The sequence below is a fragment of the Escherichia sp. MOD1-EC5433 genome (assembly GCF_002966005.1).
In the GTDB taxonomy this organism is placed as follows: domain Bacteria; phylum Pseudomonadota; class Gammaproteobacteria; order Enterobacterales; family Enterobacteriaceae; genus Escherichia; species Escherichia ruysiae.
Map to the genome: position 1 here is coordinate 370,298 of NZ_PTRL01000004.1, position 14,731 is coordinate 385,028.

General features: G+C 50.6%; 16 protein-coding genes. 8 read left to right on the forward strand and 8 right to left on the reverse strand.

Annotated elements, in window-relative coordinates; all coding sequences use genetic code 11:
* Positions 1-125 precede the first annotated feature (125 nt).
* The 5 genes from yebS to C3D30_RS11130 all read left to right on the forward strand — a co-directional run bounded on the left by yebS (position 126) and on the right by C3D30_RS11130 (position 6,181).
* On the forward strand, positions 126-1,409 hold the full coding sequence (gene yebS / locus C3D30_RS11110; protein WP_001207286.1) for a membrane integrity lipid transport subunit YebS: 1,284 nt from the start codon (positions 126-128) through the stop codon (positions 1,407-1,409).
* Complete coding sequence (gene yebT, locus C3D30_RS11115) at positions 1,378-4,011, forward strand: lipid-binding membrane homeostasis protein YebT (protein WP_000076946.1); 2,634 nt, start codon at positions 1,378-1,380, stop codon at positions 4,009-4,011. The genes yebS and yebT overlap by 32 nt, the downstream gene beginning before the upstream one ends.
* 79 nt (positions 4,012-4,090) lie before the next feature.
* Positions 4,091-5,530 carry a 16S rRNA (cytosine(1407)-C(5))-methyltransferase RsmF gene (gene rsmF, locus C3D30_RS11120; protein ID WP_105286895.1) on the forward strand — a complete coding sequence of 480 codons (1,440 nt, stop codon included), beginning with the start codon at positions 4,091-4,093 and terminating at the stop codon, positions 5,528-5,530.
* Between the two features lie 117 nt (positions 5,531-5,647).
* On the forward strand, positions 5,648-5,884 hold the full coding sequence (locus C3D30_RS11125; RefSeq protein WP_010345804.1) for a DUF1480 family protein: 237 nt from the start codon (positions 5,648-5,650) through the stop codon (positions 5,882-5,884).
* 105 nt (positions 5,885-5,989) lie between these two features.
* A complete protein-coding gene (locus C3D30_RS11130) occupies positions 5,990-6,181 on the forward strand; it encodes a YdfD/YebW family protein (RefSeq protein ID WP_000457830.1) in 192 nt (63 codons plus the stop codon).
* On the opposite strand, the gene pphA is transcribed toward C3D30_RS11130, so the two are convergent.
* The 4 genes from pphA to yobA all read right to left on the reverse strand — a co-directional run bounded on the left by pphA (position 6,182) and on the right by yobA (position 8,849).
* Positions 6,182-6,838, reverse strand: coding sequence for a protein-serine/threonine phosphatase (gene pphA, locus C3D30_RS11135; protein ID WP_105282436.1), 657 nt, complete (start codon positions 6,836-6,838; stop codon positions 6,182-6,184).
* Between the two features lie 409 nt (positions 6,839-7,247).
* Positions 7,248-7,589, reverse strand: coding sequence for a YebY family protein (locus C3D30_RS11140; RefSeq protein WP_105286887.1), 342 nt, complete (start codon positions 7,587-7,589; stop codon positions 7,248-7,250).
* Between the two features lie 12 nt (positions 7,590-7,601).
* Positions 7,602-8,474: a copper homeostasis membrane protein CopD gene (gene copD, locus C3D30_RS11145; protein ID WP_105286888.1), complete on the reverse strand. Its 873-nt coding sequence runs from the start codon at positions 8,472-8,474 to the stop codon at positions 7,602-7,604.
* 3 nt (positions 8,475-8,477) lie between these two features.
* Positions 8,478-8,849 (reverse strand): CopC domain-containing protein YobA, encoded by a 372-nt coding sequence (gene yobA / locus C3D30_RS11150; protein ID WP_000255066.1) that lies wholly within the window; start codon positions 8,847-8,849, stop codon positions 8,478-8,480.
* A gap of 138 nt (positions 8,850-8,987) precedes the next feature.
* Here yobA and holE point away from each other — a divergent pair, with 138 nt between their 5' ends.
* The 3 genes from holE (at position 8,988) to exoX (ending at position 10,662) form a co-directional block, all read left to right on the forward strand.
* Positions 8,988-9,218 (forward strand): DNA polymerase III subunit theta, encoded by a 231-nt coding sequence (gene holE, locus C3D30_RS11155; protein ID WP_000916765.1) that lies wholly within the window; start codon positions 8,988-8,990, stop codon positions 9,216-9,218.
* Positions 9,219-9,318: 100 nt separating this feature from the next.
* A complete protein-coding gene (gene yobB / locus C3D30_RS11160; RefSeq protein ID WP_000222244.1) occupies positions 9,319-9,975 on the forward strand; it encodes a carbon-nitrogen hydrolase family protein YobB in 657 nt (218 codons plus the stop codon).
* 24 nt (positions 9,976-9,999) lie between these two features.
* Positions 10,000-10,662 carry an exodeoxyribonuclease X gene (gene exoX / locus C3D30_RS11165; RefSeq protein WP_000944292.1) on the forward strand — a complete coding sequence of 221 codons (663 nt, stop codon included), beginning with the start codon at positions 10,000-10,002 and terminating at the stop codon, positions 10,660-10,662.
* On the opposite strand, the gene ptrB is transcribed toward exoX, so the two are convergent.
* The 4 genes from ptrB to yebG form a co-directional block, all read right to left on the reverse strand.
* A complete protein-coding gene (ptrB, locus tag C3D30_RS11170) occupies positions 10,659-12,719 on the reverse strand; it encodes an oligopeptidase B (protein WP_000936903.1) in 2,061 nt (686 codons plus the stop codon). The genes exoX and ptrB overlap by 4 nt on opposite strands.
* Positions 12,720-12,928: 209 nt before the next feature.
* Positions 12,929-13,588, reverse strand: a complete 660-nt coding sequence (locus C3D30_RS11175) for a tellurite resistance TerB family protein (RefSeq protein ID WP_105286889.1) — start codon at positions 13,586-13,588, stop codon at positions 12,929-12,931.
* A 329-nt stretch (positions 13,589-13,917) separates the two neighbouring features.
* Positions 13,918-14,274, reverse strand: a complete 357-nt coding sequence (gene yebF, locus C3D30_RS11180) for a protein YebF (RefSeq protein WP_105286890.1) — start codon at positions 14,272-14,274, stop codon at positions 13,918-13,920.
* Positions 14,275-14,340: 66 nt separating this feature from the next.
* On the reverse strand, positions 14,341-14,631 hold the full coding sequence (yebG, locus tag C3D30_RS11185; RefSeq protein ID WP_000257576.1) for a DNA damage-inducible protein YebG: 291 nt from the start codon (positions 14,629-14,631) through the stop codon (positions 14,341-14,343).
* Positions 14,632-14,731 lie beyond the last annotated feature (100 nt).

Consider the following 14,731-nt stretch of genomic DNA (forward strand, 5'->3'; position numbering starts at 1 on the left):
TAATCACTTAGTTGTCTTACCTGAAACTGCCAGCCTATTAAAATAAGCATTAAATGCGTTAATGCTCAAGATCATTCCCATCATGGGTTAAGATTAATGCTAATTCTTACTATATTTGGCTCGTCATGGCACTTAACACCCCGCAAATTACGCCAACAAAAAAGATAACAGTGAGCTCAATCGGCGAGGAACTGCCGCGTGGTGATTACCAACGTTGCCCGCAATGTGACATGCTGTTTAGCCTGCCCGAGATAAATTCGCATCAAAGTGCCTATTGTCCGCGCTGTCAGGCCAAAATTCGTGACGGGCGTGACTGGTCGCTAACGCGCCTGGCGGCAATGGCGTTCACCATGCTGTTGCTGATGCCGTTTGCCTGGGGCGAACCACTGTTGCATATCTGGCTGTTAGGTATTCGTATTGACGCCAATGTCATGCAAGGCATCTGGCAAATGACTAAACAAGGTGATCCTGTAACGGGCGCGATGGTGTTTTTCTGCGTTATCGGCGCCCCACTTATCCTCGTCACATCTATTGCTTATTTGTGGTTTGGCAACCGACTGGGGATGAACTTACGCCCGGTACTGCTGATGCTTGAGCGACTGAAAGAGTGGGTGATGCTGGATATCTACCTGGTCGGCATTGGTGTTGCTTCTATAAAGGTACAGGATTATGCCCATATCCAGGCTGGTGTCGGCTTATTCTCTTTTGTGGCGTTGGTGATTTTAACGACGGTGACGTTGTCACATCTTAATGTTGAACAGCTGTGGGAGCGATTTTATCCTGAACGCCCTGCCACGCGCAGGGACGCGAAACTACGCGTTTGCCTGGGGTGTCACTTTACCGGCTACCCTGATCCGCGCGGTCGCTGCCCCCGCTGCCATATCCCGCTTCGCCTGCGTCGTCATCATAGTCTTCAAAAATGTTGGGCGGCGCTGTTGGCTTCAGTCGTCTTGTTGTTACCAGCCAACCTGTTGCCTATCTCGATCATTTATCTGAACGGTGGACGACAAGAAGATACGATTCTTTCCGGCATTATGTCGCTGGCAAATAGCAATATTGCGGTCGCCGGAATTGTGTTTATCGCCAGTATTCTGGTGCCGTTTACCAAAGTGATTGTTATGTTCACTTTATTATTGAGCATTCATTTTAAATGCCAGCAAGGGCTACGCACGCGAATACTGTTACTGCGAATGGTGACCTGGATTGGTCGCTGGTCGATGCTCGATCTGTTTGTCATTTCTTTAACTATGTCGCTGATCAATCGCGATCAGATCCTCGCTTTTACTATGGGACCGGCTGCGTTTTATTTCGGCGCAGCGGTTATTTTAACTATTCTTGCAGTGGAATGGCTGGACAGCCGCTTACTTTGGGATGCACATGAGTCAGGAAACGCCCGCTTCGACGACTGAAGCGCAGATTAAAACTAAACGCCGTATCTCACCTTTCTGGCTACTGCCGTTCATTGCGCTAATGATTGCCGGCTGGCTGATTTGGGACAGTTATCAGGATCGGGGGAACACCGTCACCATCGACTTTATGTCGGCGGACGGCATTGTCCCTGGCCGCACACCTGTTCGTTATCAGGGTGTTGAAGTCGGAACAGTTCAGGATGTCAGCCTCAGCGATGATCTTCGTAAGATTGAAGTCAGGGTCAGCATCAAGTCCGATATGAAAGATGCGCTGCGCGAAGAGACGCAGTTCTGGCTGGTGACACCAAAAGCCTCTCTGGCAGGTGTCTCCGGGCTGGATGCGCTGGTTGGGGGTAACTATATCGGCATGATGCCAGGCAAAGGCAAAGAGCAGGATCACTTTGTCGCCCTCGATACCCAACCGAAATATCGACTGGATAATGGTGATCTGATGATCCACCTACAGGCTCCCGATCTTGGTTCGCTGAATAGTGGTTCGCTGGTCTATTTTCGCAAGATCCCGGTGGGACGTGTCTACGACTATGCGATCAACCCCAATAACCAGGGCGTGGTGATTGATGTCCTGATTGAGCGGCGTTTTACCGATCTGGTGAAAAAAGGGAGTCGCTTCTGGAACGTTTCTGGCGTTGATGCCAATGTCAGTATCAGTGGTGCGAAAGTGAAACTGGAAAGTCTGGCTGCGCTGGTTAACGGTGCGATTGCCTTCGATTCGCCGGAAGAGTCGAAACCTGCTGAAGCGGAAGATACCTTTGGTTTGTATGAAGATCTCGCCCACAGCCAGCGTGGGGTAATCATAAAACTGGAACTGCCGAGCGGTGCCGGATTAACCGCCGACTCAACGCCGTTAATGTATCAGGGGCTGGAAGTCGGACAACTGACGAAACTGGATTTAAACCCAGGCGGCAAAGTCACCGGAGAAATGACCGTTGATCCCAGCGTCGTAACGCTGTTACGGGAAAATACCCGCATCGAATTACGCAACCCGAAATTATCCCTCAGCGATGCCAACCTCAGCGCCCTGCTCACGGGCAAAACCTTCGAGCTGGTGCCAGGCGATGGTGAGCCGCGCAAGGAGTTTGTCGTTGTGCCTGGGGAGAAAGCCCTGCTGCATGAACCTGATGTTCTGACGCTGACCCTGACCGCGCCAGAAAGTTACGGTATTGATGCAGGCCAGCCGCTCATTCTGCATGGCGTGCAGGTCGGTCAGGTAATTGAACGTAAACTCACCAGCAAAGGCGTCACCTTTACCGTCGCCATTGAACCACAGCATCGCGAGCTGGTAAAAGGCGACAGCAAATTTGTCGTCAACAGCCGTGTCGATGTGAAAGTGGGACTGGACGGCGTTGAGTTTCTCGGTGCCAGCGCCTCTGAATGGATCAACGGAGGAATACGTATTCTGCCGGGCGATACAGGCGAAATGAAAGCCAGCTATCCGCTTTATGCCAATCTGGAAAAAGCCCTGGAAAACAGCCTTAGCGATTTGCCCACCACGACCGTGAGTTTGAGTGCAGAAACATTACCAGACGTGCAGGCGGGATCGGTAGTGCTGTACCGTAAGTTTGAGGTTGGCGAAGTCATCACCGTGCGCCCACGGGCTAACGCCTTTGATATCGACCTGCATATTAAGCCGGAATATCGCAACCTTCTGACCAGCAACAGCGTGTTCTGGGCAGAAGGCGGGGCGAAAGTTCAGCTTAATGGTAGCGGCCTGACCGTACAGGCTTCGCCACTTTCACGGGCGTTAAAGGGGGCTATCAGCTTCGATAACCTCAGCGGCGCCAGCGCCAGCCAGCGTAAAGGCGATAAGCGTATTCTGTATGCGTCAGAAACGGCGGCTCGTGCCGTCGGCGGGCAGATTACGCTCCACGCTTTTGATGCCGGAAAACTGGCAGTCGGTATGCCAATTCGCTACCTCGGTATTGATATCGGGCAAATCCAGACGCTGGATCTGATAACCGCACGTAATGAAGTACAGGCAAAAGCGGTGCTCTATCCGGAATATGTCCAGACTTTCGCTCGCGGTGGTACACGCTTTTCGGTGGTCACACCGCAGATTTCGGCAGCCGGCGTTGAGCACCTTGATACCATCCTCCAGCCGTATATCAATGTCGAACCCGGTCGTGGAAATCCTCGCCGCGACTTTGAATTACAGGAGGCTACCATTACCGATTCTCGTTACCTGGATGGCTTAAGCATTATTGTTGAAGCGCCAGAGGCCGGATCGTTAGGCATCGGTACACCGGTACTGTTCCGTGGTCTGGAAGTGGGTACGGTCACTGGAATGACGCTGGGCACACTATCGGATCGGGTGATGATTGCGATGCGCATTAGTAAACGTTATCAACACCTGGTGCGTAACAATTCCGTCTTCTGGCTGGCATCGGGCTACAGTCTGGACTTTGGTCTTACGGGTGGCGTAGTGAAAACCGGTACGTTTAACCAGTTTATCCGTGGTGGGATCGCTTTTGCCACTCCGCCTGGTACTCCGCTGGCACCGAAAGCCCAGGAAGGCAAACACTTCTTGTTGCTGGAAAGCGAACCGAAAGAGTGGCGTGAGTGGGGAACCGCGCTACCCAAATAATGCACACTGCTCCGGCGTACCTGCGCCGGAGCGTTTATGCTAAACTGCGCGCCTGTTTTTTTGCCAGTGGTACATGCTCGTGGCCCAACACACCGTTTATTTCCCGGACGCCTTTCTGACGCAAATGCGTGAAGCAATGCCTTCGACGCTCTCATTTGATGATTTTCTTGCCGCCTGTCAGCGCCCGTTGCGCCGCAGCATTCGCGTTAATACGCTGAAAATCTCCGTTGCTGATTTCCTGCAATTAACCGCTCCTTATGACTGGACGCTTACGCCAATTCCGTGGTGTGAAGAAGGTTTCTGGATTGAACGCGACGATGAAGATGCATTACCGCTGGGCAGTACCGCTGAGCATTTGAGTGGCCTGTTTTATATTCAGGAAGCCAGTTCAATGTTGCCCGTTGCCGCATTGTTTGCCGACGGTAACGCCCCACAGCGGGTGATGGATGTCGCTGCTGCACCAGGCTCAAAAACGACGCAGATTGCCGCACGGATGAATAACGAAGGGGCTATCCTTGCCAATGAGTTTTCCGCCAGCCGGGTTAAAGTGTTACATGCCAATATCAGCCGCTGCGGTATCAGTAACGTGGCTCTGACTCATTTTGATGGTCGCGTGTTTGGTGCAGCGTTGCCAGAAATGTTCGATGCTATTTTGCTGGATGCTCCCTGCTCCGGCGAAGGTGTGGTGCGTAAAGATCCCGATGCGCTGAAAAACTGGTCACCAGAAAGCAATCAGGAGATCGCAGCCACCCAGCGGGAACTGATCGACAGTGCCTTTCATGCGTTACGTCCTGGCGGCACGCTGGTTTACTCGACCTGTACTTTAAACCGGGAAGAGAACGAAGCCGTTTGCCTGTGGCTGAAAGAGACTTACCCTGATGCTGTAGAGTTTTTACCGCTGGGCGATCTCTTCTCTGGCGCGGACAAGGCGCTGACCGAGGAAGGCTTTTTGCACGTCTTCCCACAAATTTATGATTGCGAAGGCTTTTTCGTTGCTCGTCTGCGTAAAACTCAGGCGATTCCCGCGTTGCCTGCGCCGAAATATAAAGTGGGCAATTTTCCGTTTACCCCGGTGAAAGATCGCGAAACCGCACAAATTCGGCAGGCAGCTGCAAGTGTCGGCTTAAACTGGGATGAAAACCTGCGCCTCTGGCAGCGCGATAAAGAAATCTGGTTATTCCCGGTGGGCATTGAAGCGTTGATCGGTAAGGTCCGGTTTTCCCGTCTGGGGATTAAACTTGCTGAAACGCATAACAAAGGTTATCGCTGGCAGCATGAAGCCGTCATTGCCCTTGCCTCCCCCGACCACACTAACGCGTTTGAACTGACACCACAGGAAGCGGAAGAGTGGTATCGCGGGCGCGACGTCTACCCGCAAACCGCACCAGTTACGGATGATGTGCTGGTCACCTTCCAGCATCAGCCAATCGGTTTAGCCAAACGTATTGGCTCACGGCTGAAAAACAGTTACCCACGGGAGCTGGTACGTGACGGAAAACTGTTTACCGGTAACGCCTGACAACGCACAAAAAAAGCGCACGTTTTGACTGGCGCATTCGGCTGCCTCAACTACGCTGAAAAATGGTGCGATCGGACTGGTCGTACCACAACCGGCACTTAAATGGAGAGCATGAAGATGAAAACCAGTGTACGCATAGGCGCTTTTGAAATCGACGACGGCGAGTTAACCGGCGAATCGCCTGGTGACCGAACGTTAACCATCCCCTGTAAATCTGACCCGGATTTATGTATGCAACTTGATGCCTGGGACGCCGAAACCAGCATTCCAGCCCTGCTAAACGGCGAACACTCTGTCCTTTACCGTACCCGCTACGATCAAAAGTCTGATGCCTGGATTATGCGTCTTGCCTGATCCAAAAAGAACCCGTCGGCATGACGGGTTATTTATCCTGGTTATTTCCCCCGTTGTAAAATCTCCCCTAAACTTAACGGTACGGCACCGCACTTCGAGGATGAAATGTTCGCGCTGGTACTTTTTGTTTGCTATCTGGACGCTGGTTGTGACGATATTGTGGTTGATGTCTACAATACGGAACAGCAGTGCCTCTATTCAATGGACGATCAACGGATCCGTCACGGCGGCTGTTTTCCGATTGAGGATTTTATTGATGGTTTCTGGCGACCTGCACACGAGCACAGTGACTTTTAATTATTGCAGTTGCACAAGAGTCAACTCACCTCCGAAGACGGCGCCGGTATCAATATAATGCAAGTTACCGATATCCACGCGATGCCGTAATGGCGTATGCCCAAACCAGAAATGATCGGCACCTGTAATTCCCTGCCCTTTTTGACTCCCACGCAATCGCGATCGACTCCACAACACCTGATGCAGATCGACTTCCTTATGCCACTCATAAATATCGTTGGGGTAATCCGCATGGGCGATGACATGCAATCCGCTACTACAGCTTAATTCAATTATCCACGGCAAAGACCAGCACTTTTCCAGCGCCATTCTCGCCTGCTCACATTGGCGCCCGGTCAGTGTGGCAAACCAGTCACCGCCATTCATAAACCACAAAGACATCTGCTGTGAATCCAGCGCATCTATCGCCATCTGCTCATGATTGCCCCTTACCGCTCTGACCCAGCGTTGATCCAGTAATTGCAGGCAACGCAAACTCTCCGGGCCACGATCGATAACGTCACCAACCGAGATCAGCAAGTCTTGCCACGGGTCAAACCGGCAGTGCCACAATTTCTTACGCAGTTGCGCCAGGCAGCCATGAATATCCCCCACCAGCCAGATATGTCGCCACTGACTGCCATCAATCTTCTGATAGATGTGTCTCGCCTGTTTCATCAATTCCTTACTCCCGCGCAGAAGATCACATTATCTTAACAAGAATGTTAAAAAAGCCTGGACTGAAGCAGTAGAGTGTGTGTTATGGTTGATGGTGAAGTCAGTGCAGTAAAAACTGTGATGTAATCATCAAACTGGCTTTATAGATAAAAAGAGACCGAACACGATTCCTGTATTCGGTCCAGGGAAATGGCTCTTGGGAGAGAGCCGTGCGCTAAAAGTTGGCATTAATGCAGGCTTAGTTGCCTTGCCCTTTAAGAATAGATGACGACGCCAGGTTTTCCAGTCCGCGCGTAAAGTGGTCAGAAAAAAAGCGCGTTTATCATCCTCTTAAATGTTAAAAACCGCCCGTTCTGGTGAAAGCATACGGGCGGTTTTTTATTGGAAATCAAAAGACTACTATAGATAATTAACAGAGTTTCTCAGCTCTTTCAATAAACGGTGCCAGACTCATTTTTTCACCTGGTTTGTTAGGATCATCAATCTGGATCACTGAGATAGACTGGGCGTTGGTCTTTCCGCTGGTAACTTCTTTTTGCGCGACATCGTTCAAAGGGTACTGCACCAGAGTGCTGGGGTTAATGACATACAGCGCATTGCCCGGTCGGCATGTCAGCATCACTTCTTCACGATTAAATGCCCATTTGTCTTTGCCAATTTCAAAGCGACTAACGGTGATCACTTGTGGCGCCGCCAGCGCCGCTGCCGAACTGGTAAGCAATACAAATGCCAGAATACTTTTTTTCATCATTTTCGTAATCCATCAAAAAGGTTCGAGAGTTGCCAGCAGGCTGATAATCACCAGCACTACCGCACCTATCGCCCATTCGAGTTTTGTCATCCACACAAACCACGGAGCCGCACGGTCTTCATCTTGCCCCATCCGTGGCACCAGAACATAACGATTTGCCAGTGCAATGGCTACCATAATCATCACCAGTATGGCTTTGAGCAATAAAAGTTGCCCCCAGTAAGTCGCAAGTGTTGGGGGAAATCCGGTAATGAATAATGCATTAAGCACGCCGCTTGCCAGCACGCCAATCACCGCAAAATGCCCACACCAGGAGAATCGCACCAGTGCATGAATGGCCTGACGTCGCCAGCGCCCTTTCACCAACCGCATACACCAGACAACCGGCAGCAAGCCACCAAACCATGCAGCCGCGCAAATCAGATGTACAGCGTGATTCGTCTGATGGATTTTCGCCGTTAATCCTTCGTTTAACGTCGCATGTCCTACTCCCGCCATCAGGATAAATTGCGCGGTAGTTAGCACAAACAACAAACGTGGCATGTTCCCTGGTTGCATCAGAGCTACAGTTAGCGTAACGAGGGCGAGAACGATTTGCCAAATCCAGACACCACCAAACTGCGTTTGTAACACCGATTGCCAAATGTTCAACGAAACCACATCCGACCATCCCGCGCCCATCAACCCGCCCTGAACGGCGAACATCGCAGCGGCGCTGCTCAAACTCAAGACGGCAGCATGTTGTTGTAAACGCAGAAAACGTTTCGTCAGCAAGCGACGAAGTGCCATTGGAGCCAGCCATGCGCCATACATCGCGAAGCCAAAGACCAGCATCAGGGAGGTAAAATGGATAAATCGCAGTGCGACCCAGGTAAACGCCAGCATGTTTTATTTCACTGTAAAGGTGTAATGCCCTTTGGTTTTATGCCCGTCCACCGAGACAACATGCCAGTTGACGGTATAACTTCCGGGCTTCAGGGCGTCGGCAAGCGGAACAATCAATTGGTTTTTGTCTTGTTCATTACGCTTCGCGGGTAATGTTTTAATATCTTCATTCTTTGAACCGATGATTTTGGCGCCGCTGAATCCGGGTTCAATACTTTCAGAGAAGTTTAAAGTAATGGCCTGTGGGGCAGCAGTAACCTCCGCATTCGCCGCAGGATACTGATGCGTCAGATGCGCATGTGCCCAGACAGAAGGCGCCAGCGAAGCGGCAAAAAATACGAGTGCGTAACGAAGAGAACGTGCAGTTGAAACCATATTATCTATTCCTTTTTGTAATAACTTTTTTACAGAGCATAACCTTGTCTAATGATAGAGTCGAGGATCATCAATTCCGGCTTGCCATCCTGGCTGACTCTTAGTAACTTTTGCCCGCAATTAACGAGGAGACACAATATGCTGAAGAATCTGGCTAAACTGGATCAAACTGAAATGGATAAAGTTAATGTCGATCTGGCGGCTGCCGGGGTGGCATTTAAAGAACGTTACAATATGCCGGTAATTGCTGAGGCGGTTGAACGTGAACAACCGGAACACCTGCGAAGCTGGTTTCGTGAGCGCCTTATCACCCACCGTCTCGCCTCTGTAAATCTGTCACGTTTACCTTACGAGCCTAAACTTAAATAAACCTTATATTAAGTTACACTTTCTTACATGATGCCTGCTAAATTGTGAGTATTTTCTTATACGCACCAATATTTGCGGACACTGTGAAAAGGAAGTCATCATGACATACAGGAAAGTCGCAGCAGCACAATATGAGCCTCGTAATGCCTCACTCACTGAGCAGGTAGCCCATCATCTGGAGTTCGTGAGGGCTGCCGCCAGACAGCAGTGCGAACTTTTAGTTTTTCCCTCGCTTTCTCTATTGGGCTGTGATTATAAACGACGATCTCTGCCTGCCCCGCCCGACCTTTCGCTGTTAGCCCCGCTTTGTTATGCCGCGACAACATGGCGAATGACCATTATTACCGGCCTCCCCGTTGAACATAATGAACGTTTTATTCGTGGTATTGCAGTATTCGCCCCAGGGATGAACGCGCCCGGAATTTATCATCAAAGCCACGGCGCATGTCTGGATCGACATTCGAAAACCATCACTGTGGTGGATGGACAACCTGAAGGCATTGATATGCCCCCAACCTGTTCGCTGTTTACCACCGGTCAGTGCATCAGTGAGCCCGACCTGTTAGCTTCTACTCGCCACTTACAATTTTTCTCACATCAGTTCTCCATCGCCGTACTGATGGCTAATGCCCGGGGCAACAGCGCGCTATGGGATGAGCATGGCAGCCTTATTGTTCGCGCCGATCGCGGTTCGTTATTGTTAGTTGGTCAACGCACACCGCAGGGTTGGCAAGGCGATATCATTCCATTACGCTAGGCGTTTTCGGCCCGGAGTTTTGCCATGCTGCGTATTATCGATACAGAAACCTGCGGTTTACAGGGAGGGATCGTCGAGATTGCCTCAGTTGATGTGGTTGACGGGAAAATCGTCAACCCCATGAGCCACCTGGTGCGCCCCGACCGTCCCATCAGCCCACAGGCTATGGCAATTCACCGAATTACCGAAGCCATGGTCGCCGACAAACCGTGGATTGAGGAGGTGATCCCGCACTACTATGGTAGTGAATGGTATGTCGCACACAACGCCAGCTTTGACCGCCGCGTACTGCCTGAAATGCCTGGCGAGTGGATCTGCACGATGAAACTGGCTCGTCGTTTGTGGCCAGGAATCAAGTACAGCAATATGGCGTTGTATAAAACACGTAAACTCAGTGTACAAACGCCGCCAGGCTTGCATCACCACCGTGCGCTGTATGACTGTTACATCACCGCAGCCTTGCTTATCGATATTATGAACACATCCGGCTGGACGGTGGAACAAATGGCGGATATCACTGGACGTCCATCATTGTTAACGACGTTCACGTTTGGCAAGTATCGCGGTAAAGCAGTATCAGAAGTTGCAGAGCGCGATCCGGGCTACCTGCGCTGGTTGTTTAATAACCTCGACAGTATGAGCCCGGAATTGCGTTTAACGTTGAAGCATTATCTGGAGAATGCTTAAGCCGCTGGCTGACCGGGTAATGTCCCCTGCGCCAGCGCAACCAGAAAAGCATATTCCATCGCCACACCTTCGTAAGATTTGAAGCGCCCCGATTTACCGCCGTGCCCTGAGTCCATGTCGGTACACAGCAATAACAGATGGTCATCGGTTTTAAGCTCGCGCAATTTAGCCACCCATTTTGCCGGTTCCCAGTATTGCACCTGTGAATCGTGTAAACCGGTCGTTACCAGCAAATGCGGATAAGGCTGCGCGGTGACGTTGTCATACGGGCTGTAGCTTTTCATATACTCATAATATTGCGGATCCTGCGGATTCCCCCACTCTTCAAATTCGCCAGTGGTAAGAGGTATTGATTCATCAAGCATCGTTGTTACAACATCAACAAACGGCACCTGGGCGATAACGCCGTGGAACAGCTCGGGGCGTTCGTTAATCGCGACCCCCATCAGCATTCCCCCCGCACTGCCTCCCATTGCATAACAGAGCGAAGGAGAGCCATAGCCCAGTTTTAACAATGCATCGCAGGCATCAAGGTAATCATTAAACGTATTTTTCTTCTTCAGGAATTTACCGTCTTCGTACCATTGTTGCCCCAGTTCGCCGCCACCACGAACATGCACAATGGCGTAGACAAATCCACGATCCAACAAACTCAGGCGGCTAAAACTGAAATCGGCATCAATGCTTGCGCCGTAAGAACCATAACCGTATACCAACAGCGGATTGTTGCCTTTCTGGAAGTGCTTACGATGATAGACCAGCGAAACCGGAACTTCGACGCCATCCCGGGCAGTGATCCACAAGTGTTCACTGCGGTAATTCGCCGCATCAAAACCGGGTACTTCAGTTTGTTTCAGCACGCGGCGCTCGCCGGTATCCATATCCAGTTCAAACAAAGTATCTGGCGTGGTCATGGAGGAATAACCGTAACGCAATCGCGCGGTTTCAGGTTCTGGATTGTAGGCAATCCAGGTCACGTAGGCCGGATCATCAAAGGCAATGCCGATGACTTCCCGTGTCTTGCGGTTAATTTGGCGCAAACTGGTTAACCCGCGCTGACGCTCTTCAACCACCAGCCAGTCGGTAAACAGCGTAAATCCTTCCAGCATGATGTTATCGCGTGGCGGAATTAACTCTTCCCACTGTTGCTCATCACGCATACGGGTACGGTATAAGCCAAAGTTTTTGCCGTTGCGGTTGGAACGCACATAAAACCGATGCTGGTAGTGATCAAGACTGTATTCGTGATCTTTGCGGCGCGGCAGAAAAACAAACGGCTCGGCATCGGCCATTTCCGCGTCCAGCAAGCGAACTTCACTGGTGGTGGCGCTGGCCAGGTGAATGACTACATAGTGCTTCGATGTCGTTTTATGCAAACTGACGTAATAGGTATCGTCTTTTTCTTCGTAGATCAGTTTATCTTGCGATGCCGGAGTCCCGATGGCGTGGCGCCAAACCTGATAAGGCAGCAGCGTCACCGGATGCTTACGCACATAATAGAAAGTCCACGAGTCATTCGCCCAGACAAAGCTGGGATCGACATTATCCAGCAATTCGGGATACCAGTTGCCCGTTTCAAGATTGCGAAAACGGATGCCGTACTGGCGTCGCGAAAGGAAATCTTCTGCCAGCGCCATAATGGTGTTATCGGGGGTAATTGCCATTCCGCCCATCGAATAAAACTCACTGTGCGCCGCGCGCTTGTTGGCATCGAGCAATGTTTCCCACTCATCCCACTCTTCACTGAACGCCGACTGACGCTGGTAGATGGCATATTCACAGCCAGGTTCATAAATATGCCGGTAGCGGTAGCCATTTTTGATGTAGGGCGCAGAAACTTCTCTTTGCGGAATACGGTCGATAATTTCCTTTAATATGCGATCCTGCAAGGCTTGTTGCGAGGCCATCACCCGATGACCGTAGCTATTTTCTTGTTGCAGGTAGTCCAGTACTTCCGGCTGCGAGCGTGTGTCGTCCCGCAGCCAGTAGTAATTATCGATGCGCGTATCGTCATGAAGCGTCATGGCGTGGGGAATGCGGGCAGCTTTTGGTAGCATGTTATTGTTCTTTCTGGTTGAAACATCTTATAAGGGTGGCAAAACTCACCCGGGATGCAAGCGAAACAGGGTTGTCATTGCTCAGATGATGACAGGTAATGGCGTGGATATCGAATGATATGCTGACAGAGAAAATCAGTCCGTTCAAATGGCTGTGCGGTTTTGGATAGCCAGATAAACTCAACTATCGGGCTATCCAGAGAGCGGAATTATTCCGCCAAAGTGCGCTTTTGCTGTTCGAGATCGCGTTCGATCCCTTCACGAACATCCTGGGGAATTTTCAGCGCGTCGCCCAATGCATTCAGGTAGCTACGCTCCATGAAATGATCAATATCAATAGCTGCACAGCTCAAGAAATAGATTTCCAGCGCCTCTTCTTCATTACGAACCCCGTTCGCCAGGCGCTGCGGATCCAGCGGTTGTTCAATTGCCTGCTCAATGAGTACACGCCCCTGCTCTTCCACGCCGGCTTCACGCAATTGCTGGTCGATAGCCGCACGTTCTTTGGCATCAATATGACCATCACTTTTAGCGGCAAAGACCAGTGCAAGGATCAAACGTTCCGTACGCTCATCCAGCGGCGTGCTTTGAGTACCGAACTGCGGTTCATCCTGATGCGCCGCACGAATTTTATCTTTGTATTTGTTCCACAGCACCGTACCCGCTACCGCTCCGCCGCCAACCAGCAACGCATTGGTGCCATATTTCGTGAGAAGTTTACGTGCTGATTTATTTGCGACCAGCAGCCCTGCCAGCCCGCCTAATGCGCCCGGCACTAAAAGTTTGCCCAATCCCTGATCCGTAGACGAGGAGGTAGAAGAACTGTTTTGCCCAAGAAGGGATTGCAGTTGATTTAACCAGTTAGCCATATTTGCTCCTCAATAACCATTTTTAGTGCCTGTAGCATAGCGGATGAGGATGTCAGAAAGTGTATATTGCGGCAAAAGATGCGCAAATAAGCGGACCGAAAAGGAAGTCAGCGACGGAAATTCGCGTCAGATAAGGTGCTTGCTGTGGAGCTGCTATGTTGGAAATGCTATGTTGGAAATTTGGGGGAAGGATTGATTGGGATTATCTGTTGCTGATTGCCTGCTGCGATGCGGTCGCGCCTTATCATGCCTACGGGTCTGAAGTATTGTAAGGCGGACAAGCTTTTACGCCGCATCCGCCAGGAATGATGCGCAATGACTACTAGCCATTAACGACGCTGATACTCGGCCATTCCCGCTTTACAGTCCACGCTTACCTGATAATGAATATCGGCACTTTTACCGCGCACAGTCAGCGGAACTGACCATTTATCATCTTTACCCTGAATATCCTGCAAACTGACCCACGCTACCGGATCTGCCTGACCAACGATTTTTTGATCGTCTGCCCAGCGCGCTACGCGGTTTTGTTGATAATCGCGTTTTACACTCGCGGCAATTCCGGCTGCATCCAGACCTTCACACTTTGGGAAAGTTACCGACTTGCTGGTTTTGTTATTTGCAGCGAAAACTGATGCGCAGGCAGAAAGCAGTAACAGCCCCAACAACGCTCCTCTTTTTTTCATGTTTTTCTCCATAGCACAATGATTCAGGAGAAAGCATGGTACAAATTGTCAGGAGCGCAAGTTGCTTCAGGCGGCGTGGGTCTCATCTTCCGCATCGTTGCTATTATCGACCACCTGCGGAGACGGTAATTTGCCTGTTTTCAGAATGGTACTCAGGACATCTTTCTGTTCTGCCAGCCACAGTGAAAGAGCTTCACGTTGCTCGTCTTCCATTTTGACCGGGGAATTTGCCAGCCAGGTGTCGAGCAGATCCGCCGTATCAAGCATTTTGTCATAAGCATCGGCTTCCTTTTTGCTGGTAAACGACATCTTCTCTTCGCCCTCACGAATGACTACGTATTTAATTTCAACCGCCATTTGCAGCCTCTCATCATAACTGTAATTTTATACAGTATATTTCTTTTCAGTTGAGAAATCAACGCAAGCAATCAAGCAATAAAGACACACGCAAACGTTT

Bases quoted from the DNA above. Each gene is read 5' to 3' on its own strand.
- pphA (WP_105282436.1), bottom strand. From the start codon at position 6,838: ATGAAACAGGCGAGACACATCTATCAGAAGATTGATGGCAGTCAGTGG.
- yebT (WP_000076946.1), top strand. From the start codon at position 1,378: ATGAGTCAGGAAACGCCCGCTTCGACGACTGAAGCGCAGATTAAAACT.
- C3D30_RS11175 (WP_105286889.1), bottom strand. From the start codon at position 13,588: ATGGCTAACTGGTTAAATCAACTGCAATCCCTTCTTGGGCAAAACAGT.
- holE (WP_000916765.1), top strand. From the start codon at position 8,988: ATGCTGAAGAATCTGGCTAAACTGGATCAAACTGAAATGGATAAAGTT.
- yebG (WP_000257576.1), bottom strand. From the start codon at position 14,631: ATGGCGGTTGAAATTAAATACGTAGTCATTCGTGAGGGCGAAGAGAAG.
- yobA (WP_000255066.1), bottom strand. From the start codon at position 8,849: ATGGTTTCAACTGCACGTTCTCTTCGTTACGCACTCGTATTTTTTGCC.
- copD (WP_105286888.1), bottom strand. From the start codon at position 8,474: ATGCTGGCGTTTACCTGGGTCGCACTGCGATTTATCCATTTTACCTCC.
- exoX (WP_000944292.1), top strand. From the start codon at position 10,000: ATGCTGCGTATTATCGATACAGAAACCTGCGGTTTACAGGGAGGGATC.
- yobB (WP_000222244.1), top strand. From the start codon at position 9,319: ATGACATACAGGAAAGTCGCAGCAGCACAATATGAGCCTCGTAATGCC.
- C3D30_RS11125 (WP_010345804.1), top strand. From the start codon at position 5,648: ATGAAAACCAGTGTACGCATAGGCGCTTTTGAAATCGACGACGGCGAG.
- yebS (WP_001207286.1), top strand. From the start codon at position 126: ATGGCACTTAACACCCCGCAAATTACGCCAACAAAAAAGATAACAGTG.
- yebF (WP_105286890.1), bottom strand. From the start codon at position 14,274: ATGAAAAAAAGAGGAGCGTTGTTGGGGCTGTTACTGCTTTCTGCCTGC.
- C3D30_RS11140 (WP_105286887.1), bottom strand. From the start codon at position 7,589: ATGATGAAAAAAAGTATTCTGGCATTTGTATTGCTTACCAGTTCGGCA.
- ptrB (WP_000936903.1), bottom strand. From the start codon at position 12,719: ATGCTACCAAAAGCTGCCCGCATTCCCCACGCCATGACGCTTCATGAC.
- C3D30_RS11130 (WP_000457830.1), top strand. From the start codon at position 5,990: ATGTTCGCGCTGGTACTTTTTGTTTGCTATCTGGACGCTGGTTGTGAC.